Below are 18,893 nucleotides of genomic sequence, written 5' to 3' on the forward strand. Positions count from 1 at the left end.
ATCGCGGTTTTACCCCAGCATCTTCAATGCTTTTTCCAGTTGATCCGTTTGATAGTTGGTGCCTTGTTGGGCCACTTGTTTTGTGAAACTTGTTAACTGCATCCCTTCATAGTCCAAGGCATTCTCCAGATCATTCAAATCACTTGTTGTTGCTTGCGCCAGCTGAATTGTCTTGCTAGCCGGCTGTTCCCCTAGTGAGGCAACATCGCCCCCAAATTGGAAGTTGCCACCGTTTAATCCACTGTTACCCAAAGCGCCGCCGTTACCGCCCAGCCCCTTCACAGTAGACATCACATTAGTTCCAGCCAGACTGCCGACATTGTCACTTCCTGTTGCGGGTGGTGGCTGAGACCCTCCTGTATTGGTAGCGCCACCGCTATTTCCTGTCGAAGTACGAAGGCTCGACCCATAAGAACTGTTCAATTGTCCATCATTTCCTGTCACCGCATTTCGAACAATCGTCATCGCGGCGACGCCTGCAGATGGATCATCCCCCACATCATCGCTGGTAAAACCACCACCATCTTTAGCTGACATAACCTGCCCAGACGTCACACTTTCAACAGATGCCGTCTTCTGCTCCTTACCAAGTGCAAGGCCAGCATTATCGCCAAGAAGGGTTTTATCGCCTTCAAGGCCCGCATCACTGATGCCTTGACCTTTCCCCCGATCACTATCGACCAGGACATTACTGCTTGTATCCGGTGCTTCAGGTGGTGCTGTTGGTGGTGCCTTTGGCGCAACTGGTTCAGGTGTTGTCGCAGCAGCCGGTACGGTAACGGTCACACCATTGCCTGTGGCATCCGCGATATTTGCAGCGGCATCCGCTCCGCGCGCCCAATTATCAGCAAAAGCCACGTTATAGGTTGTTGAGTCTGCAGAAGCTGTGCCTGCCGCATTCAACAAAGCATCAACCTGCGCCTTGTCTGTTGCGGACAAAGTAAGACTTGCCCGTGTCCCTGAAGTAATTTCAACATCAGATGTATCGGTGAGCGTGTATGTCGCCCCGCCTTCCCCGGTGATGGTCAGTAACGAGGCATCAATATCATTGGTCGCCCCGTTGAATTTGGTAAGGTTTGTCCCGGTCAGAACCAGTACACCTGTTCCGGTATTATAAGTCGTGCTTGTAATGGTCGGGTTGGCCACGTTGGAAACAGTAACCGCATTCCCTGTCAAATCGGCAACATTGACAGCACTGTCTGCACCAGCGGCCCAATCTTCAGCCCCTGCAATATTATAGGTCGTTGTCCCGGTTGAATTTGTCCCGTTTTTGTTAAAGATCAGGTTCAAAGCAGCACGATCAGTTGCAGACAACGTCAAAGTCGCAGCAGTTGCAGACGTAATTTCCACGTTCGAGGTATCGCTCAGCGTATAAGTTTCGCCACCTTCCCCCGTAAAGGTAAGAAGATTGGCGATCACTTCGTTTGCCGCACCGGACAGTTTCGTCATATTCGTGCCAGTGATGACCAGTGCACCGTTTGATGCATCATAGGTCGCACTTGTAATGGTTGGCACAGGCACATTGGAAACCGTAATGCCATTACCTGTCGCATCAGCCGTATCCCCGGCCGTGACATTGGCGTTCCAGTCATCAGCCGCTGCCAGATTAAAGGTCGTGCCGCCTGTCGATGCGGTGCCTGCCTTGTTCAGCAACAGATTTACAGCAGCCTTATCCGTTGCGGAAAGCGTCAGGGTAAAGGCTGTTGCACTTGTACGTTCCACATTTGCGGTGTCAGTCAGGGTATAAGTAACCCCGCCCTCACCCGTTAGCGTAAACTTATTGGCCGTAATATCATTGGTTGCCCCGGCCAATGCCTGAATATTGGTCCCGGTCACAACCAAAGCCCCGGTCGTCGCGTTATAGTTTGCACTGGTGATCTTTGGATTGATCGATACCGTTACAGCGTTGGTCGCATCGGCAATATCAGTTGCACTATCAGCCCCTACAAGCCAGTTATCAGCGGCAGCCAGATTGTACGTACTACCACCCGATGAAGAAGTCCCCAATTGATCCAGAAGCGCATCCACATTTGTCTTATCCGCGCCAGACAAAGTCACGCTGAAGGAAGTGGCAGAGGTAATTTCAACATTGGATGCAGACGTAATGGTGTAAGTCGCATTCCCCGCCCCACCAGTCAGTGTCAGCAAGGAAATATCAACATCGTTGGTTGCGCCATTTTCTTTAAAGAAATTCGTCCCTGTCACAACCATGACCCCCGTATCGGAATCATAAGTGGCTGACGTAATCGCAGGCGCAGAAACGTTGGAAACCGTAACCGCATTACCTGTCGCATCTGCAATATCGGTTGCAGCTGGTGCACCTGCCGCCCAGTTATCGGCAAAAGCGATATTATAGGTCGTGCCGGACCCGGCTGTTGTGCCGTCCTTGTTCAACAGGCCCTTGACGTTCAATTGATCCGTTGCGGACAGGGTCACAGTAAAGGCCGTCGCCGATGTGATTTCCACATTGGACGTATCGGTCAGCGTATAAGTCGCCCCGCCATCCCCGGTAAAGGTCAGAAGGTTCGCCGTGATATCGTTTGTCGCACCCGCTTGTTGAACAAAGTTCGTCCCGGTGACAACCAGCTGACCATTGCTCCAATCATAGGTCGCAGATGTCACGGCAGGGGCTGCATAGTTGGAAACTGTCACGCCATTGCTGGTGGTATCGGCAATATCCGTTCCGGCAGGTGCCTGTGCCAGCCAGTTGTCTGCCGCTGCAATGTTATAGGTCGTGCCCGCCGTCGCCGACGTCGTGCCATCGTTGTTCAGCAGGCTTTCCACACCCGGAATATCCGCACCGGACAAAGTGACGGAGAACTGCGTCGCTGACGTTACCTCAACATCTGTTGCTGAGGTGATGGTATAAGTCGCCCCGCCTTCCCCCGTCAGGGTCAGCATGGAAATATCAATGTCATTTGTCGCACCGGACTTGGACACAAAGTTGGTCCCGGTCACCACCAGCACATTGGTGTTATAGTCGTAAGTCGCAGATGTAATGGTCGGTGCAGCATAATTACTGACGGTCACACCAGCCGTCGCATCTGCAATGTTGCTGGCGGCATCTGCACCGCGTGCCCAGTTATCGGCCGCCGCCACATTAAAGGTCGTGCCTGCGGTTGCCGATGTGGTGCCATCTTTGTTCAGCAAGCCATTAACCGCCAGACGATCAGTTGCCGACAGGGTCAATGTCGCAGCTGTGCCAGATGTGATTTCAACATCGGCGGTATCGGTCAAAGTATAGGTCGCCCCGCCTTCCCCTGTCAGGGTCAGCATGGAGGCATCAATATCATTTGTTGCCCCGCTGAATTTGGTCAGGTTTGTCCCGGTCAGAACCAAAGCGCCTGTTGAATAGTCATAGGTCGCACTTGTAATCGTCGGGTTGGCAACATTGGAAACGGTCACCGCGTTCCCGGTCAAATCCGCCGTATTTACCGCACTGTCTGCGCCTGCGGCCCAGTTATCAGCCGCAGCAATATTATAGGTCGTAGACCCGGTTGAAGATGTGCCGTTTTTATTGAAGATCAGGTTCAACGCAGCTCTGTCCGTTGCCGACAACGTCAAGGTTGCTGCTGTGCCAGATGTTATTTCCACATTGGCCGTATCTGTCAGGGTATATGTCTCCCCCCCTTCCCCGGTCAAAGTGAACAAGTTGGCAATCACCTCGTTCGTTGCACCGGACAGTTTTGTCATGTCGGTCCCGGTAATAACCAGCGCCCCGGTTGACGCATCATAGGTCGCACTGGTGACAGTCGGAACAGGCACATTGGAAACAGTAATGCCATTACCTGTGGTATCTGCCGTATCGCCCGCCGTCACATTGGCGTTCCAGTCATCCGCAGCTGCCAGATTGAAGGTCGTGCCGCCTGTTGATGTTGTGCCTGCCTTGTTCAGCAACAAGTTCACACCCGCCTTATCCGTCGCAGAAAGCGTCAGGGTAAAGGCCGTCGCACTGGTGCGTTCCACATTGGCCGTATCAGTCAGGGTATAAGTCGCCCCGCCTTCGCCCGTGACGGTGAATTTGTTGGCAGTAATATCATTGGTCGCCCCGGCCAAAGCCTGAATATTGGTCCCAGTCACGACGATCACGCCAGTAGTGGCGTTATAGTTCGCACTGGTGATCTTTGGATTGATTGATACGGTCACGGCGTTGGTCGCATCGGCAATATCAGTTGCGCTATCTGCAGCCACCAGCCAGTTATCAGCGGCTGCAATGTTATAGGTACTGCCGCCAGATGACGATGTGCCGACCTGATCCAGCAACGCATCCACATTGGTCTTATCCGCACCGGACAATGTGACGGAGAATTGGGTCGCCGATGTAATTTCAACATTGGACGCCGACGTGATGGTGTAGGTCGCATTGCCCGCCCCACCTGTCAATGTCAGCAGGGAAATATCAACGTCATTGGTTGCGCCATTTTCCTTAAAGAAGTTCGTCCCCGTTACAACCAGAATACCCGTGTCGGAATCATAAGTCGCACTGGTCACAGTTGGTGCAGAAACGTTTGATACCGTAATCGCATTGCCCGTCGCATCCGCAATATCTGTTGCGGCTGGTGCACCTGCCGCCCAGTTATCAGCAAAAGCGATATTATAAGTCGTGCCGGACCCAGCTGTCGTGCCGTCTTTGTTCAACAGACCGCGAACGTTCAACTGATCAGTTGCGGACAGGGTCACGGTAAATTCTGTCGCCGATGTGATTTCCACATTGGATGTATCTGTCAGCGTATAAGTCGCCCCGCCATCCCCGGTAAAGGTCAAAAGGTTTGCCGTAATATCATTGGTGGCGCCTGCTGACTTGACGAAGTTTGTCCCGGTGACGACCAGTTGACCATTGCTCCAGTCATATGTCGCAGATGTCACGGCAGGGGCTGCGTAGTTGGAAACGGTCACAGCGTTACTTGTTGTATCAGCAATATCCGATCCGCTCGGGGCCTGTGTCAGCCAGTTGTCCGCAGCTGCCAGGTTATAAGTAGTGCCCGCTGTCGCCGACGTCGTGCCATCGTTGTTCAGCAGGCTTTCCACACCCGGAATATCCGCACCGGACAAAGTGACGGAGAATTGGGTGGCAGAGGTAATATCGACATTTGTTGCCGACGTAATGGTATAGGTAGACCCGCCTTCCCCGGTAAAGGTCAGCAGGGAAATATCAATGTCATTATTGGCACCGGAAGCCGAAACAAAGTTCGTCCCCGTCACCACCAGCACATTGGTATTGTAATCATAGGTCGCGGACGTAATGGTCGGGGTGGCATAGTTGCTCACAGTCACGGTTGACGTTGTATCCGCAATATTATTGCCTGCAGGCGCACCTGCAGCCCAGTTATCCGCAAAGGCCACGTTATAGGTGGTCGCTGCTGTTGCAGATGTTGTGCCATCCTTGTTCAACAGGCCATTCACCGCCAGACGATCCGTTGCTGAAAGCGTAACAGTAAAGGCAGTTGAGCTGGTGATATCCACATTGGACGTATCGGTCAGCGTATAGGTTGATCCCCCTTCACCCGTAACGGTAAGCAAATTGGCCGTAATATCATTGCTGGCCCCGCTTGCCGCCACCAGGTTTGTCCCGGTAAAGGTAAAGACACCTGTCGACCAGTTATAGGTCGATGACGTCACCGCCGGATTGGCATAATTGGAAACCGTAATCGCATTGCCCGTCGCATCCGCAATATCTGTTGCGGCCGGGGCTTGCGTCATCCAGTTATCCGCAGCGGCCAGATTATACGTCGTACCTGCCGTGGCCGACGTGGTGCCATCATTGTTAAGGATCGATTCTACATTCACCAGGTCAGAACCGGACAGGGTGATGGTAAATTGCGTAGCGCTGTCAATTTCAACATTGGATGTTGATGTGATTGTATAGGTTGTGCCGCCTTCCCCGGTCAGGGTCAGCAGCGAGATATCGACATCATTTGTTGCACCGGACTGGCTGACAAAGTTTGTCCCTGTAACAACCAACTGGTTGGTGGAATAGTTATAGGCCGCACTTGTAATCGCAGGTGCCGCATAATTGGAAACCGTAATAGTCGCCGCCGCATCCGCCACGTTATTGGCCGCAGGCGACCCTGTCATCCAGTTGTCGATAGAAGCCAGACTAAAGGTTGTGCCCGCTGTCGCCGATGTAGTGCCATTCTGGTTCAACAGACCTTTCACAGATGTCAGGTCCGCGCCGGAAAGCGTCACGGTATAGCTGGTGGCGGACGTAATTTCCACGTTGGAGGCTGATGTCAGTTGATACTGCACCCCGCCTTCCCCGGTAAAGGCCAACAAGGAAACGTCAACATCGTTGGTCGCCCCGGCTGATTTAACGAAGTTCGTCCCCGTTACAACAAGGGCACCTGTTGCATAATCAAAGGTCGCAGATGTCACAGTCGGCACGGCATAGTTCGATACCGTCACCCCGGCAGACGCATCCGCCGCAGATGTGCTATCCCCGCGCATAAAGCCTGCCGCACCTGCCAGATTATAGGTCGTACCAGCCGTGGCTGATGTGGTGCCGTCATTGTTCAAAAGGCTTTCCACACCCGTGATATCATCGCCCGTCAGGGTAAAGCTGAAAGTGGTGCCATTGGTAATTTCAACGTCGGTTGCGGTTGTGATGGTATAGGTTGATCCACCCTCCCCCGTGAAGGTCAGTTTGGACAGATCTACATCATTTGTCGCCCCGGAATTTTTAACAAAGCCCGTACCCGTCACCGTTACCGTATTGGAATTATAGTCATAAGTCGCACTTGTGATGGTCGGCGCAGGGGTGTTGCTGACCGTAATACCATTTGCCCCGGTATCTGCATCAGACGCAGAAGCTGCGATAAAGCCTGCCGCACCATCCACATCATAGGTCGTCCCACCTGTTGAAGCCGTGCCATCCTTATTCAGGATTTGTTCAACCGCAGTCTGATCAGTTGCAGAAAGCGTCAGGGTAAAAGCCGTTGCACTTGTGATTTCGACATTCGCGGTATCGGTCAGGGTATAGGTTGACGCACCTTCCCCCGTAATGGTGAACTTGTTGGCGACCACATCATTTGTCGCCCCAGCCGTCGCAGTAAAGCCCGTCCCGGTCACCACCAGGTTCCCGGTTGAAGAATCGTAAGTCGCACTTGTAATGGTTGGCGCAACGACGGCGTCAGCTACATTATTCACCGCCAAATCATCAAACTTTACAAATGAAAGCGTCCCCCCTGCGTTATTGGAAAATGTCAGGCTCGTCAGACCTGTCCCCAATGACGTAAGATTGATTGACCCCAAAGAACTATCATTAAAGGATTGGGTAAGGGAAGCACCCGTATTCGCCGTGACCTTAATCGTAACGGTACCGCCTGAATATTGGGCAAAGCTAACCGACTGGGGATCAAACGTCTGCCCGCCTGCGAAATTCATAACAATACTGCTTTCATTGCCTTGATAGGCACCCTGAACGTAATTGTTATAGGAACGCACAGAATTCGACGTACCATTGAACTGCAACGAATAACTTCCTACTGTGTAAGCAACATCATCACCCGCACCGCTCGTCCCTCCCGAACTGGTGAAGTTGCCGCCCGTATTAAAGTTGATCGTGCCTGTATAGGCCAGCACATCACTATAATCCGCTAGAGCTTTATCACTAAAGGGTCGATCCGCTTCAATGGTCCCCTTGACAATTTCCAGGTCCCAATCGCCCCCCAAAGCAGCCGAGCCTGTCAGGTCATCGGAAGCCGCAACGTCAGCACCGATTGCAAGCGCCAGAGATTCAACAAACGAGACACCTTGCGCATTGCCCGCAATATCACAACCGTAAATCAAAACATCGCCCATTTCGCTCAGCGCATCGCCTATCACGCCGAGTTCATCTGAATATTCCAATAGGTTGCCTGCGTTCAGAATGGCATTCCCCAAACTTAGCATCCCTTCAGAACCATGCGAGATGATATGCAGGGCATCAATGTTTTCACGGCTTGACAATTCATTGGCCAAAGCCTCAAACCCATCCTGATCCCCCTGAATCATGATCAGGTCCGCTTCGGGTGCCACAGCATCCAGCAGTTTTTGATAATCCTTGACGGAAGTATCAACAACAACCACCTGATTACTGTCTGTATCAGTATCCGTCACCGCTTCTGCCGCAGTTGCAAGGGCTGCACCGTCAAACATAATACGCGGTTCCAGCGCTTGTGCCAGAGGCTCCAGAACAGGTTGTTGTTCTATTTTCGATATATCAGACTTGCGTGTAAAAAAATTCATTATAAACCCTCCGCCTTTTTAAGCGGCACCTGTTTGGGCATTTCGGCTACTTGTTCCTGATCTTCTTGCGGGGTGATAACAAAAGCGCCACTGCCTGTTACATCACTCCAAAAATCCATTCCCTGAAATTTCTCAAACAAGTCCGGAGGTAAAATTGACCGCCTCGGTTTAAATTCCACTTTAGGCGCAACGTCATGTAAACCTGTTACGCCCAGTGATTTATCAAAACTTTCCGCCTTGAATTGCACATTTTCATAATCGTGTCCGTCATACCAAGGCTCATCAATAAACTGATAAACAAGACGCAATACCTTTTCAGGAGCTTGTGCCAAGAGGTTGTAATCAACCACCAACATTTTATCGGCTTGGTCCCCATAAAAAGCTTCTTTCAAACCAGCCCAGGCCATACCAACAAGATTATTTTGCTGCCCCAGATATTCAACCCGGCTATAAACAGTGGCACGCACACCTTCACCACCATAAAGTTTACTGACTTCAAACGGATTTTTACGGTAGACCCGTTCCAGACTATCCATCACCCAGGATACATCGCGCACACAAGCAATCACCTTTGCCTGCGGATACATTTCGTCCACTAGAGGCAGCCGTGCTGTCCAGATACGATTGGTGTCGAAAATGACTTCCTGCGTCTCAGTCTCGTAAAATGCGTCAGAAATTGCACGTAGAATGCCCGGGCGTTTTTCTTCATCAATCAGCCATGGCAACTCAACGCCACCACTCATAAGTTGCAGATTGCTGTTTAGCAAAGAAGCAAGACCGCTGCTCATGGATGCATAAAACCTTGGATTTTGTTTCAGCAATGCAGACAGCAAAGTAGACCCCGAACGCGGCAAGCCCGAGATAAAGTGCATTTTTTTCACGTTTCGACTCATCAAAACCTCAATTGCCAAGACGCGCTATTTCTCAACTTAAAAGTCATTATTTTTTATTATAGTTCAAATTCAGACACATATATACAATTAAAAAGAATCAATAACAACCAACAATATAATCAAAAAAATACCAACAATAAAAAGTTTAAGTTCACCTCCCCCAGTTCAACCGAAAACCAGGAACTGATCAGAAGCCGAGATTTCGTCAAGACAAGAAACATCACATCTTATAAAAAAAATATTTGACCGAGTATCACATTATGTGTTCACACTTATAAAGTAAAATCTAAATAAACCATTCGTTTAGACTTTACACCTTCATAAGTTGTCATTTCTGGCATCTCTTTCACTCTGTCAAAAATGGCTAAATCCACAAAAAAAGGTGAACACATGAAGACTTTATACAAAGCAGGGATGGTTTCCGGCCTCGCGCTTTTGGCTACGTTTGCAACTTCTTCCATCAAAGATGCACATGCATGCGGCCCGGATGCCTATATGGGAACAATCTGCATCACAGCAGCAACATTTTGCCCACGACAATATATGGAACTTACAGGGCAACTTGTAAGCATCAATGAATATTCAGCAGTATTCGCCATTACAGGTGATACATATGGGGGTGATGCCAGAACAACCTTCGGATTGCCAGACGGACGTGGCCGTGAACTTGTACATAGAGGTCAAGGTCCAGGTTTGGACATGATTTTACGCGGTGAATATACAGGTTTCGAACTTGCCCAAATACCATCCGTGTATTTCCCAAGCCATACACACAATATCGATTTTTCACAAGCTGCACTTTCAGCTTCTATTGTTGCAAACAGCGCCCCCGCTTCAGAAACAACCCCAGAATCAAACTTTTTTGCAGATACAACGGCAGCACCAACATACAGCAGCAGCGCCAATAAATATATGGCGGCAGGTTCTGTAACAGCGACGGCTTCTGCTGGTTCAGGAACAATTAGTGTAACGGGCACCACACCAACATCACAAACAGCTGCGACAGCTATTGGCCCACAACTTGGCCTTAAATACTGTGTCGCAATGGATGGCCTGTTCCCACCACGTACATAGCAAACGTTCCATCCAAACCAGGGCGGACGATGACATTGTTAAAACAATACGCTGGTCATCCACTTTTTCAATCCGCCTAAAAAAGAATTTTGGAGTATCAAATTTATGCGCAATATCAAAACAACACTCACAGCGATTGGTTTGGGGGCAGCTATGCTGACGACCATGAGCACTGAATCAGAAGCGGGCTGCAGCGAAACAATCTACACAGGTACCGTTTGCTTTATGGCAGCAGATTTCTGCCCACGCGGCTTCATCAAGGCAGAAGGACAAATTATACCCATTTCCAGTCAAAGTGCGTTATACGCCCTTTTGGGCACCAATTTTGGTGGCAACGGCTCCAGTACCATGGGGATCCCCGAACTGCGAGGACGTGCACCTGTTGGTTACGGGCTAGGTATCAGTATGCAAACAACGATTACCATGGGCTTGCAACGTGGCGTACAAATGGCAAGCATTGGTGCAAATCAACTCGCCCCTCATTCTCACAGCTATAACCTGGATGGACTAACCGTTACTGGAAAAATCAAAGTTTCAGATGCAACAGGAACCTTGGGAACGCCACAAGGCAACTATCTAGCCGGATCTTCCGTGGGTGCCTCCCCACAATACAAAAAGACAGGGACAACTGTTCCAATGGGATCAACGGTATTGGGGAGCATTGACGCATCCGACATCACAGGCACCACCATTACAGGTGCCGGCCAGCCATACCCCAACCAGGGCCCTCGTCTTGGCTTGACAGCCTGTATCGCGGATAGCACGAACCTGTTCCCGCCACGCACATAACAGCAGTCAATACAAATAGACGCATTAATTAAATGACATATGGCATACGCCATATACAGGAGAAAACAATGAAATCTTCTTTAAAACTATTCATGGGTGGCTTGGCTGTTGCTTCAGGGTTAACACTGTTTAACAGCACAGAAGCACATGCGACATGTGACGCGCAGCCTTACATGAGCACAATTTGCTGGACAATGGCCTATTATTGCCCCAAAGGCTATGCAGAGGCAAATGGACAGATCCTTGCCATCAATAATTTCCAGGCACTTTACTCTCTGTTAGGCACCAGTTTTGGCGGTGACGGTCGCACAACATTTGGATTACCTGATCTGCGTGGCCGTGCAGCAATCGGTACAGGACAAGGTCCCGGTCTAAGCATGATTCGACGTGGGCAACAAGTCGGTAAGGAAGAGCATATGCTGACCGAAGCCAACATGCCAGCGCACAGCCATACCATGTCTGCCGGTTCCATCACTATTGAAGGTACAGTCACAGGTGTAACTGATACCGGGGATACGGCAAGCCCAGTTGATGCTTTTGCAGCAGCACGTCCAGGAAGTGGCTTCCCCGCCAAACGTAAACCCTATTATAATGAAGGACCAGGCAATACGACGCTGGCAAGTGATGCGGTTGCATTAGTCGCCAGCCCAAGTGCTATTGCAACTGACCCGGCATTAGCACCTTCTGGTCAACAGCAAGCATTACCACTTCGCGCCCCACAAGTTGGCGTACTCGCATGCATCGCAACAGAAGGTATCTACCCTCCACGTTCCTAAATGCATCGTGCTATACTCTCTAAAAAGCCATGTGATGAAAATTGCATGGCTTTTTTCGTTTTACCCGCAATAGATTAACGCTATAAAACCAAGAAACACACCAACTTGGGGCGCTCGTTTGATTTATTCACAAAAAAAACTGTTTCAGGATAAGGAACCGCGCATTCCACCGGGCTGGCCCTATGCACAAGACCAGCTGGACAAGCTCGTCACCTCCACCGTACAGACCCAATGCTTTGGCAAGAATGACCTTTCAGGCCAGACCTTTGATGTGGACATCCGCTTTCTGAATCAAGATCATTTTGACCAGTTGATCACCCTGCATAAAAAAGTCGTCGCCCATCTGCCCAAACGCGAAATCTTCCGCTCAGACGAAGATGTCTTTTTCCAGGCCCATATGGACCGTCGCGGGAAAACTGTCGGGGCTTTTATTGGCGATCAATTAATCGGCTATGCCGTTGTCTCTTTCCCGAAAAACGATCCCGACAACCTAGGGAAATTTATGAATTTGCAGGGCGAAGACCACTTACGCGTCGCTCATTTCGATGGGGCCAGTGTGAACCCCGATTATCGCGGAAGCCAGCTTCATCGCCTGATGAACAAGGTGCGCGGTACTTATGCTTTTCATGCTGGATATCATCATATGTTCGGCACGGTTTCCCCATTAAACCCCTACAGCCTGATGAACCATCTGTCTGCAGGATTTGAGGTTGTAGACTTCACCAAACGCTATGGCGGGATGGATCGATTGATTATCTATCGCAATGGGCTTACAAAGGAAGAACGGGTTTATAAACAGTTTCATATGGTGAATTTGGATGACCGCCAACGCATCAAAACTGATCTGCAAAACGGATATATCGGGACAGAGGTTATAAAAGATGATCATGCCTATCACCTCTGTCTGGGGAAATAAGATGATCCGCCCTGCTGCGTTCTTCTGTGCTGCCCTATGCACCCTGCCCGCTTTGGCCGATGACAAACCTTTTGATATTTTTATGGTGCAATGGCGCGGGGATACCCAAACGGACGTGGGCTTTAAAAACTTCTTTGAAAGTAGCCGCATCCCAGCCAATTTTACCGTGCGCAACCCGGCCCAGGATAAAGCCGCCTTCCCCAAAATCATTGCCGAAATCAAGGCGCAAAAACCCGACCTCGTCTACACTTGGAGCATGGCGAGTGCGCGTGGCATTGATGGACAGTTAACAGAGGATAATCTTGAAAACTATATTCAGGATATCCCTATCGTGAACTGTATGGTTTCGGACCCGGTGGTGGCGGGTATTGCAACGGACTGGGGCAAGACAAACCGCAATTTCACGGGCGTCTCCCACGTCCCGTCCATTGAGGCCCAGCTAAAGGCGATGAAGCGCTATCAAGACGTAAAAAAGCTTTCCATCGTCTATAACACCCAACAATCCAGTTCCAATAATGCCGCACTTGAACTGGCAGAGCTTGCAAAATCTGGTGGGATAGACGTGCAGCTTCTCCCCCTCAGTTTGAATGAGGAAGGCAAAACAGATCCTGCGGACATTGCTGTGCAGGTGGAAAAAGCGTCCCAATTCAAACCGGATTTCCTCTATATCGGGCCGGATAGTTTCCTTTATGTCAACCGTGACCCTCTGTTTAACGCGGTCAATAAACATAAGCTTGCGACCTTCACGCCGTCAGATGTGTTTCTGGTTAAAGGCGATGCGCTTTTCGGGCTGGTTGGCAGTTACTATGTGGCGGGCCAATATTGCGGCTACAAAGCGGCACAAATCCTGACACAGGATAAAGCGCCGGGCGACATCCCCTTTGATCGCCTGCGCAACTTTTCCACCAAGGTCAATATGTCTGCGGCCCATCACCTGAAACTTTACCCGCCTATGGATATGCTCGCCATTACAGAGGTTATTAAAACGGAAAAATGATGCGCTATGGTATGAGCACACTGATCATTACGGGTCTTTTATTCATCGCTGCCATTGCGTTGGGCTTAAGCATCTTTATCAGCCTGCATAAATTTTCCGACGCTTATAAATCAGCCGTGGATGATCGTTTCTATTTCGCCATGGGTGAAACGGCCAAAAACCTGGAAGCCGAAATGCAGCTGGGCCAGACCATTGATAAATTGACATCCGCTCAGAAATCCATTGATGCGCTGAAAACCATTGATACGGATGTGATCTCGGTTGAAATTTTCGATGATAAAGGCCGCACGATCTACAGCACGGACAACAGCTTCCTGTTCGGCTTTATCCCGGATACGTGGGAACAGGCCTGGAAGAACACAGCGACCAAACAATGGCTGGTGCGCGGGGATGAGGCCAATGCGTTGGGACTGAATCTTAAGAACTCCCTTGATCAATCGGTCGGCAGCCTGGTGGTGCTTTATTCGTCCCAGATTGAAAAACGCGCTTTTGCCACCATCAAGGACAAACTGTTGAACGCTGCCCTTTGGATTAGTGCGATCTGTGCAATGGTTCTAAGCCTTGTGATCTATCTTTTGAGCCAACCATTAAAGCAACATCTGCTGGCTTTTGAAAATGGGATCAAGGCAGAAGACAGCACCGAAGCACTAACCAAAGATTTTCAAACGGCGCGGCTGAGTGCTGAAAAGCAACTGAACGATCTGGAAACAGAACTTCATAAAATTGATGAGGGTGAGACATGATCCGATCCGGCCACGCCCGCAGTTTTATGAAACGGCTATTTATCGCAAGCCTTCTTCTGCTTACCCTTTTTCTAAGCGGCTTTTCCTATTTTGCCCTGAGCGAATTTGAAAAATCCTTCGCCCCCGAAGTGCAGAAGAAAGCCACCCTTATCGGGCAAAAGATATCTACTGATCTATCTCAGGCCCTTGGATATGGTATCCCCTTGTCCGATCTTCGCGGAATGGACACATATCTGAACCGCTTCGTTACAGATAATCAGGATATCGAAGCCATTGAAATCCTGACCGCCGATGGCGGTTTGCTTTATCAATCTGATCAACTGAAATCAGATAATATGCCAACCGTTAACCTGCCTATTAAACACAACGCACAGACACTGGCGCAAATCCATATCCATGCAGCACCGGATTATCTCAATAATCTACTGCTGGATATGAGCTATGATCAGATCACCACACTTTTGATCTGCCTGCTGGTGGCCTTTGAACTGCTGAGCTTCTTTGTCTATGGTCGCATCATCGGCCCGCTGGCCCTGTTTGAAAAGCTGATTGAAAATGCAAAGGTTGGCGATTTCCAGCGCACCATCCATTGTCGTACAACCAAGGAACTGGCGCGCATTGAAAGCCTGCTCAATACTGTTCTTTATCAGATATCGGAAAAGAAACGCGATATTTTTGATACGGCCTATGAAATCCGCTCCTCGCAGATTTCACAGAAAGTGATTAAACGGATCGACCACCTGCTAGACACGAATAAACAACGTCTGAAGACAGGCGAACCCTATGCTTTCAAGGATATGGGCGATGAAAATATCCGCCTGATCCGCTTCCCGCTCTTCCTGTTTATGTTTGCAGAAGAACTGTCACGCCCATTCCTGCCCATGCTGGCACAGCAATATCAGCAGGTGGCCTGGCTGGCAGATCAGCAAAAGATTGCTTCCGCCCTGCCCATTGCCATCTTCATGGCGGTAATTGTGATTGTGTCCCTGATCAGTGGTCATTGGGTGGAACGTTGGGGCGGTAAAAAGCTATTTCTATTCGGCATCATCCCTGCGCTTGCAGGTTATATCGGTGTCTATTTTGCACAAGACTACATCCAGTTCCTATCTGCGCGTGCTTTAAGCGCCTTTGGTTACGCCATCGTTTTTGTGGCAGCCCAAGGATATGTCGCCAATTCCTCAACGCCTGAAAACCGCGCAGCCAACATGGCGGTCTTTGTTGGTGGGGTGCTGGTTGCGGGCATTTGTGGTCCGGCCATTGGCGGGATATTGGCAGCCCAAATCGGCTATCAGCTGACCTTTGTGATTTCCGCTGTCTTTGTGATTGCCGCCATGATCATGCTGATCGGTTTCCTCGGTGAAGACAGTATGGAGAAATACCAGAGCCAAACCAGCAAACGAAACGATGTCTCTTTCGCCATTTTCCAAACAGGGGATTTCACCACCCTGTCTTTTTTCTGTGCCGTGCCTGCCAAGATTATCCTGACCGGGATCATCTATCTTCTGACCCCGCTTTACCTGATTGAACAGGACGCCAGCGAAGCGACCATCGGGCGGGTCATTATGATTTATGGGGTGTTGGTGATCTTCATCATGCCAAAACTATCCAGTTATGCCGATAAAAAGAATATGCATGCCCAGATGGTCATCCTAGGTGGACTGATCGCCGGATGCGGCGGTTTGATTTTCTTCTTCGTAAATGGTCTCTGGGCCATGGTTGCCACCGTCTGCCTGATCGGGATTGGTCAGGCGCTCAGCATGCCGACACAGTTGGCAGAGGTGCAACATATCTTTGCAAAAGACACCTCTAAATTCAGCATCGCAAGCGGGCTGGGTATCTTCCGCAGCGTGGAACGGATCGGCAGTGTGGCAGGGCCCCTTCTAGCGGGTAGCCTCGCCATCAAATTCGGGATTGAAACCGCCATTGCCCTGATCGGGTTGATCGGCTTTGTCGGTGTGTCGTTTTACGGGCTGTTAAGCCTGATGAAAAAAGGAAGGGGCTGATCCATGTTATTGCGCAACAAGCTTAGCCTCATCACCCTGATCTTCTTCCTGATTGCGATCTCAGGTCTTGTCTTTGCCTTTAATTACAGCACGGCCTTGCAGCAAAAGAACTTTGGTGCCAATGCCTCGCTATCCCAAAGTAGCCTGTGGCGAAAAGTGGTGGATGGTAAAATTGCCCAGCTAGAGGAAGTCGTCAACGACCTTCTGCAAAGCCATAACTTAAATATTGCAGATGATGACCAACTGAATGCAACGCTCCAACAGCTAAACCAACAGGGCAACCTGCCGCGCTTTGAACTTTATAAAAACGACGGCAATCTGTTTTATTCCTCCGAAAAAAGCTATTACCCCGCCATCACCATCAGTGCTTTGGAAATTCAGAAGATTGCAAACGGACAGGCGACACCACCTGCCGGGCTGATCATTGATTCCGAACGTAACACATTGATCATCACAAGCCATAAGCTGGACAACGCAGTTCTGGTTTTGGCAGAAGATGTCAACGATGCGCTTTTGGAACTCACCTCCTTGACTAAATCAGAAAGCTATCTGATCAATCGACGCGGGCGTCTCTTAATCGGCACCAATGAAGTTCACTGGAAGACCTTATCTGATCAGGTCGATCTGGATGTAACCAACCCATTTCAGACGCTGGAACAAAAAGATCAGTATTATTCCGCCACCTTGTCTGATGTGACAGGCGCAATCCATCCCATTGGCTATATCATCGGCATTAAGGAAATCACCGAAATTCATCAGCAGTTTATCCAATTGCAGTGGCTGACATACATTTCCATCGCCATCTTTATCCTGATTGCAGCCACCGCCATGTGGGCTTATTTGCGCCAATCCTTCCACCCGTTAAGTGAAGCCATCAACATTCTGGCGGCCCTGTCTGAGGGCACCTACAGCCAGCATATGAATGTGGGTACAGGCAAGGATGAGGTCTCCCAAATTGGGCGCGCCATCATCAAGTTTAAAAGCTATCTTCTACGTCTGGACCGGATGAAACGGGCAAGGGATAAACGCGGTCATCGTCAATCCGTCATTATCCGGCGCGAGATGTCGCAACTGGCTGAAACACTGGATGCGCAATCCCAGACAGAGGTCATGAAAGACCTGGCAGAAATCGAAGAGCGACTGCAAACAGCCAAGGGTGAAAATGAGGATACAACAGGCAGTGACCTCGCCGCCATGGGCCTGACCCTAAAGCGCCTGCGTGAACGCATTCAGGATCAGCACGGCAAGCTGATGGATACGATTGAAGAGCTAGAAGAAGCCCTGAAATCCAAAACCGCCTATCTTGCGCTGCAGCAGGAACTGGCCATCGGTGCACGCGTTCAACTCGCCATGTTGCCCGATGATTTGCCGGAAACCGATTATGTCCATATCTCCGGTCGCATGCAGGCGGCCAAGGAAGTCGGTGGGGATTTCTATGATTTCTTCTATCTGGATGAAAATCGCCTCGCCATCGTAATCGCCGATGTGTCCGGTAAAGGGGTTCCGGCCTCCCTGTTCATGGCGATTACAAGGTCCATCCTCAGATCAACCGCCAGCATGATTGCCAAACCATCAGACTGTATCGCAGCGCTGAATGATGAGCTGTGTGGCAACAATAAAGAAGAGCTGTTCGTCACCCTTCTCTATGGCATTCTGGATTTGCGCGATCACAGCTTCACCTATACCAACGCTGGGCACAATCCGGCTTATCATTTATCAGATACCCTCGCCCCAATGGATTTAACGGGCGATGTGGCTTTGGGTGTGATGGATGAACTTGAATATAGCCAACATCAAATCCAACTGTCAGAAAATGATGCCATGTTCTTCTATACCGACGGCATCACTGAAGCCATGAACCCCGCCAATGAAGAATTCGGCACACCTGCTATGGAAGCTGTTCTGGCGAAAAACCTGAACGCCAATGTCCATGACCTGCAAGATGAAATGGTGAAAGCTGTTGACGGATTTGCAGATAGCGCGCCGCAAGCCGATGACATCACCTGTGTGGCGGTTAGATTAAAAGCGAAGAAATCGAGTTAAGATACGATCTGGACCGCACCGTCTTTATCATCCGCCACAGACAGAATTTTCAGAAAACCACTGATCTCGAACACTTCCTTGATGTGATCGGCCAGAGCAAACATGGCAAAACCGCCCTTGGCCGCCTTGCAGCGTTTGGCCGCCATCAGCACAACGCGCAGACCCGCACTGGAAATATATTCAATCTTTGAAAAATCCAGCACCACACGGCTTTGCCCGCCTTCGATCAATCCGATGACAGAAGACTGAAACTCAGGGGCGCTTTGGCTGTCGATCCGACCATTTGGTGTCAGAACCAGACATACACCGATTTCTTCCTTGGAAATTTCCATCCCGATTGATCCCTTAAAGGTTGAGCCTGATAAATTGATAATCTTTTGGCCTTGCCTAAGCAACTTAAAACGTTGCTTTTTGTGATCCCTCTATGATTAAGTAA

General features: G+C 49.9%; 11 protein-coding genes. 8 read left to right on the forward strand and 3 right to left on the reverse strand.

Going from position 1 to position 18,893, the window contains the following annotated elements:
- Window positions 1–9: 9 nt before the first annotated feature.
- Together RYZ26_RS12145 and RYZ26_RS12150 are read right to left on the reverse strand one after the other, a co-directional pair.
- On the reverse strand, window positions 10–8,223 hold the full coding sequence (locus RYZ26_RS12145; RefSeq protein ID WP_317683482.1) for a DUF4347 domain-containing protein: 8,214 nt from the start codon (window positions 8,221–8,223) through the stop codon (window positions 10–12).
- On the reverse strand, window positions 8,223–9,134 hold the full coding sequence (locus RYZ26_RS12150) for a sulfotransferase family protein (RefSeq protein WP_317683483.1): 912 nt from the start codon (window positions 9,132–9,134) through the stop codon (window positions 8,223–8,225). The genes RYZ26_RS12145 and RYZ26_RS12150 overlap by 1 nt, the downstream gene beginning before the upstream one ends.
- 372 nt (window positions 9,135–9,506) lie before the next feature.
- Here RYZ26_RS12150 and RYZ26_RS12155 point away from each other — a divergent pair, with 372 nt between their 5' ends.
- From RYZ26_RS12155 to RYZ26_RS12190, 8 genes are all read left to right on the forward strand, one after another.
- Window positions 9,507–10,190, forward strand: a complete 684-nt coding sequence (locus RYZ26_RS12155) for a phage tail protein (RefSeq protein WP_317683484.1) — start codon at window positions 9,507–9,509, stop codon at window positions 10,188–10,190.
- Window positions 10,191–10,295: 105 nt separating this feature from the next.
- Window positions 10,296–10,979, forward strand: coding sequence for a phage tail protein (locus RYZ26_RS12160; RefSeq protein WP_317683485.1), 684 nt, complete (start codon window positions 10,296–10,298; stop codon window positions 10,977–10,979).
- Between the two features lie 68 nt (window positions 10,980–11,047).
- Window positions 11,048–11,755 carry a phage tail protein gene (locus RYZ26_RS12165; RefSeq protein WP_317683486.1) on the forward strand — a complete coding sequence of 236 codons (708 nt, stop codon included), beginning with the start codon at window positions 11,048–11,050 and terminating at the stop codon, window positions 11,753–11,755.
- 118 nt (window positions 11,756–11,873) lie between these two features.
- Window positions 11,874–12,671, forward strand: coding sequence for a GNAT family N-acetyltransferase (locus tag RYZ26_RS12170; RefSeq protein ID WP_317683487.1), 798 nt, complete (start codon window positions 11,874–11,876; stop codon window positions 12,669–12,671).
- 1 nt (window position 12,672) lies between these two features.
- On the forward strand, window positions 12,673–13,668 hold the full coding sequence (locus RYZ26_RS12175) for an ABC transporter substrate-binding protein (protein ID WP_317683488.1): 996 nt from the start codon (window positions 12,673–12,675) through the stop codon (window positions 13,666–13,668).
- A gap of 11 nt (window positions 13,669–13,679) precedes the next feature.
- Complete coding sequence (locus tag RYZ26_RS12180) at window positions 13,680–14,411, forward strand: hypothetical protein (RefSeq protein ID WP_317683489.1); 732 nt, start codon at window positions 13,680–13,682, stop codon at window positions 14,409–14,411.
- Window positions 14,408–16,414 (forward strand): MFS transporter, encoded by a 2,007-nt coding sequence (locus RYZ26_RS12185; protein ID WP_317683490.1) that lies wholly within the window; start codon window positions 14,408–14,410, stop codon window positions 16,412–16,414. The genes RYZ26_RS12180 and RYZ26_RS12185 overlap by 4 nt, the downstream gene beginning before the upstream one ends.
- A 3-nt stretch (window positions 16,415–16,417) precedes the next feature.
- On the forward strand, window positions 16,418–18,457 hold the full coding sequence (locus RYZ26_RS12190) for a PP2C family protein-serine/threonine phosphatase (protein WP_317683491.1): 2,040 nt from the start codon (window positions 16,418–16,420) through the stop codon (window positions 18,455–18,457).
- Here RYZ26_RS12190 and RYZ26_RS12195 read toward each other — a convergent pair.
- Window positions 18,454–18,789, reverse strand: a complete 336-nt coding sequence (locus tag RYZ26_RS12195) for an STAS domain-containing protein (RefSeq protein WP_317683492.1) — start codon at window positions 18,787–18,789, stop codon at window positions 18,454–18,456. The genes RYZ26_RS12190 and RYZ26_RS12195 overlap by 4 nt on opposite strands.
- Between the last annotated feature and the right edge of the window lie 104 nt (window positions 18,790–18,893).

Origin of the sequence: Terasakiella sediminum (genome assembly GCF_033100395.1) — a bacterium.
Classification (GTDB): Bacteria; Pseudomonadota; Alphaproteobacteria; order Rhodospirillales; family Terasakiellaceae; genus Terasakiella.

Coding starts and splice junctions, on each gene's coding strand:
- RYZ26_RS12175 (WP_317683488.1), top strand. CDS start 12,673: ATGATCCGCCCTGCTGCGTTCTTCTGTGCTGCCCTATGCACCCTGCCC.
- RYZ26_RS12185 (WP_317683490.1), top strand. CDS start 14,408: ATGATCCGATCCGGCCACGCCCGCAGTTTTATGAAACGGCTATTTATC.
- RYZ26_RS12180 (WP_317683489.1), top strand. CDS start 13,680: ATGAGCACACTGATCATTACGGGTCTTTTATTCATCGCTGCCATTGCG.
- RYZ26_RS12195 (WP_317683492.1), bottom strand. CDS start 18,789: ATGGAAATTTCCAAGGAAGAAATCGGTGTATGTCTGGTTCTGACACCA.
- RYZ26_RS12190 (WP_317683491.1), top strand. CDS start 16,418: ATGTTATTGCGCAACAAGCTTAGCCTCATCACCCTGATCTTCTTCCTG.
- RYZ26_RS12160 (WP_317683485.1), top strand. CDS start 10,296: ATGCGCAATATCAAAACAACACTCACAGCGATTGGTTTGGGGGCAGCT.
- RYZ26_RS12155 (WP_317683484.1), top strand. CDS start 9,507: ATGAAGACTTTATACAAAGCAGGGATGGTTTCCGGCCTCGCGCTTTTG.
- RYZ26_RS12145 (WP_317683482.1), bottom strand. CDS start 8,223: ATGAATTTTTTTACACGCAAGTCTGATATATCGAAAATAGAACAACAA.
- RYZ26_RS12165 (WP_317683486.1), top strand. CDS start 11,048: ATGAAATCTTCTTTAAAACTATTCATGGGTGGCTTGGCTGTTGCTTCA.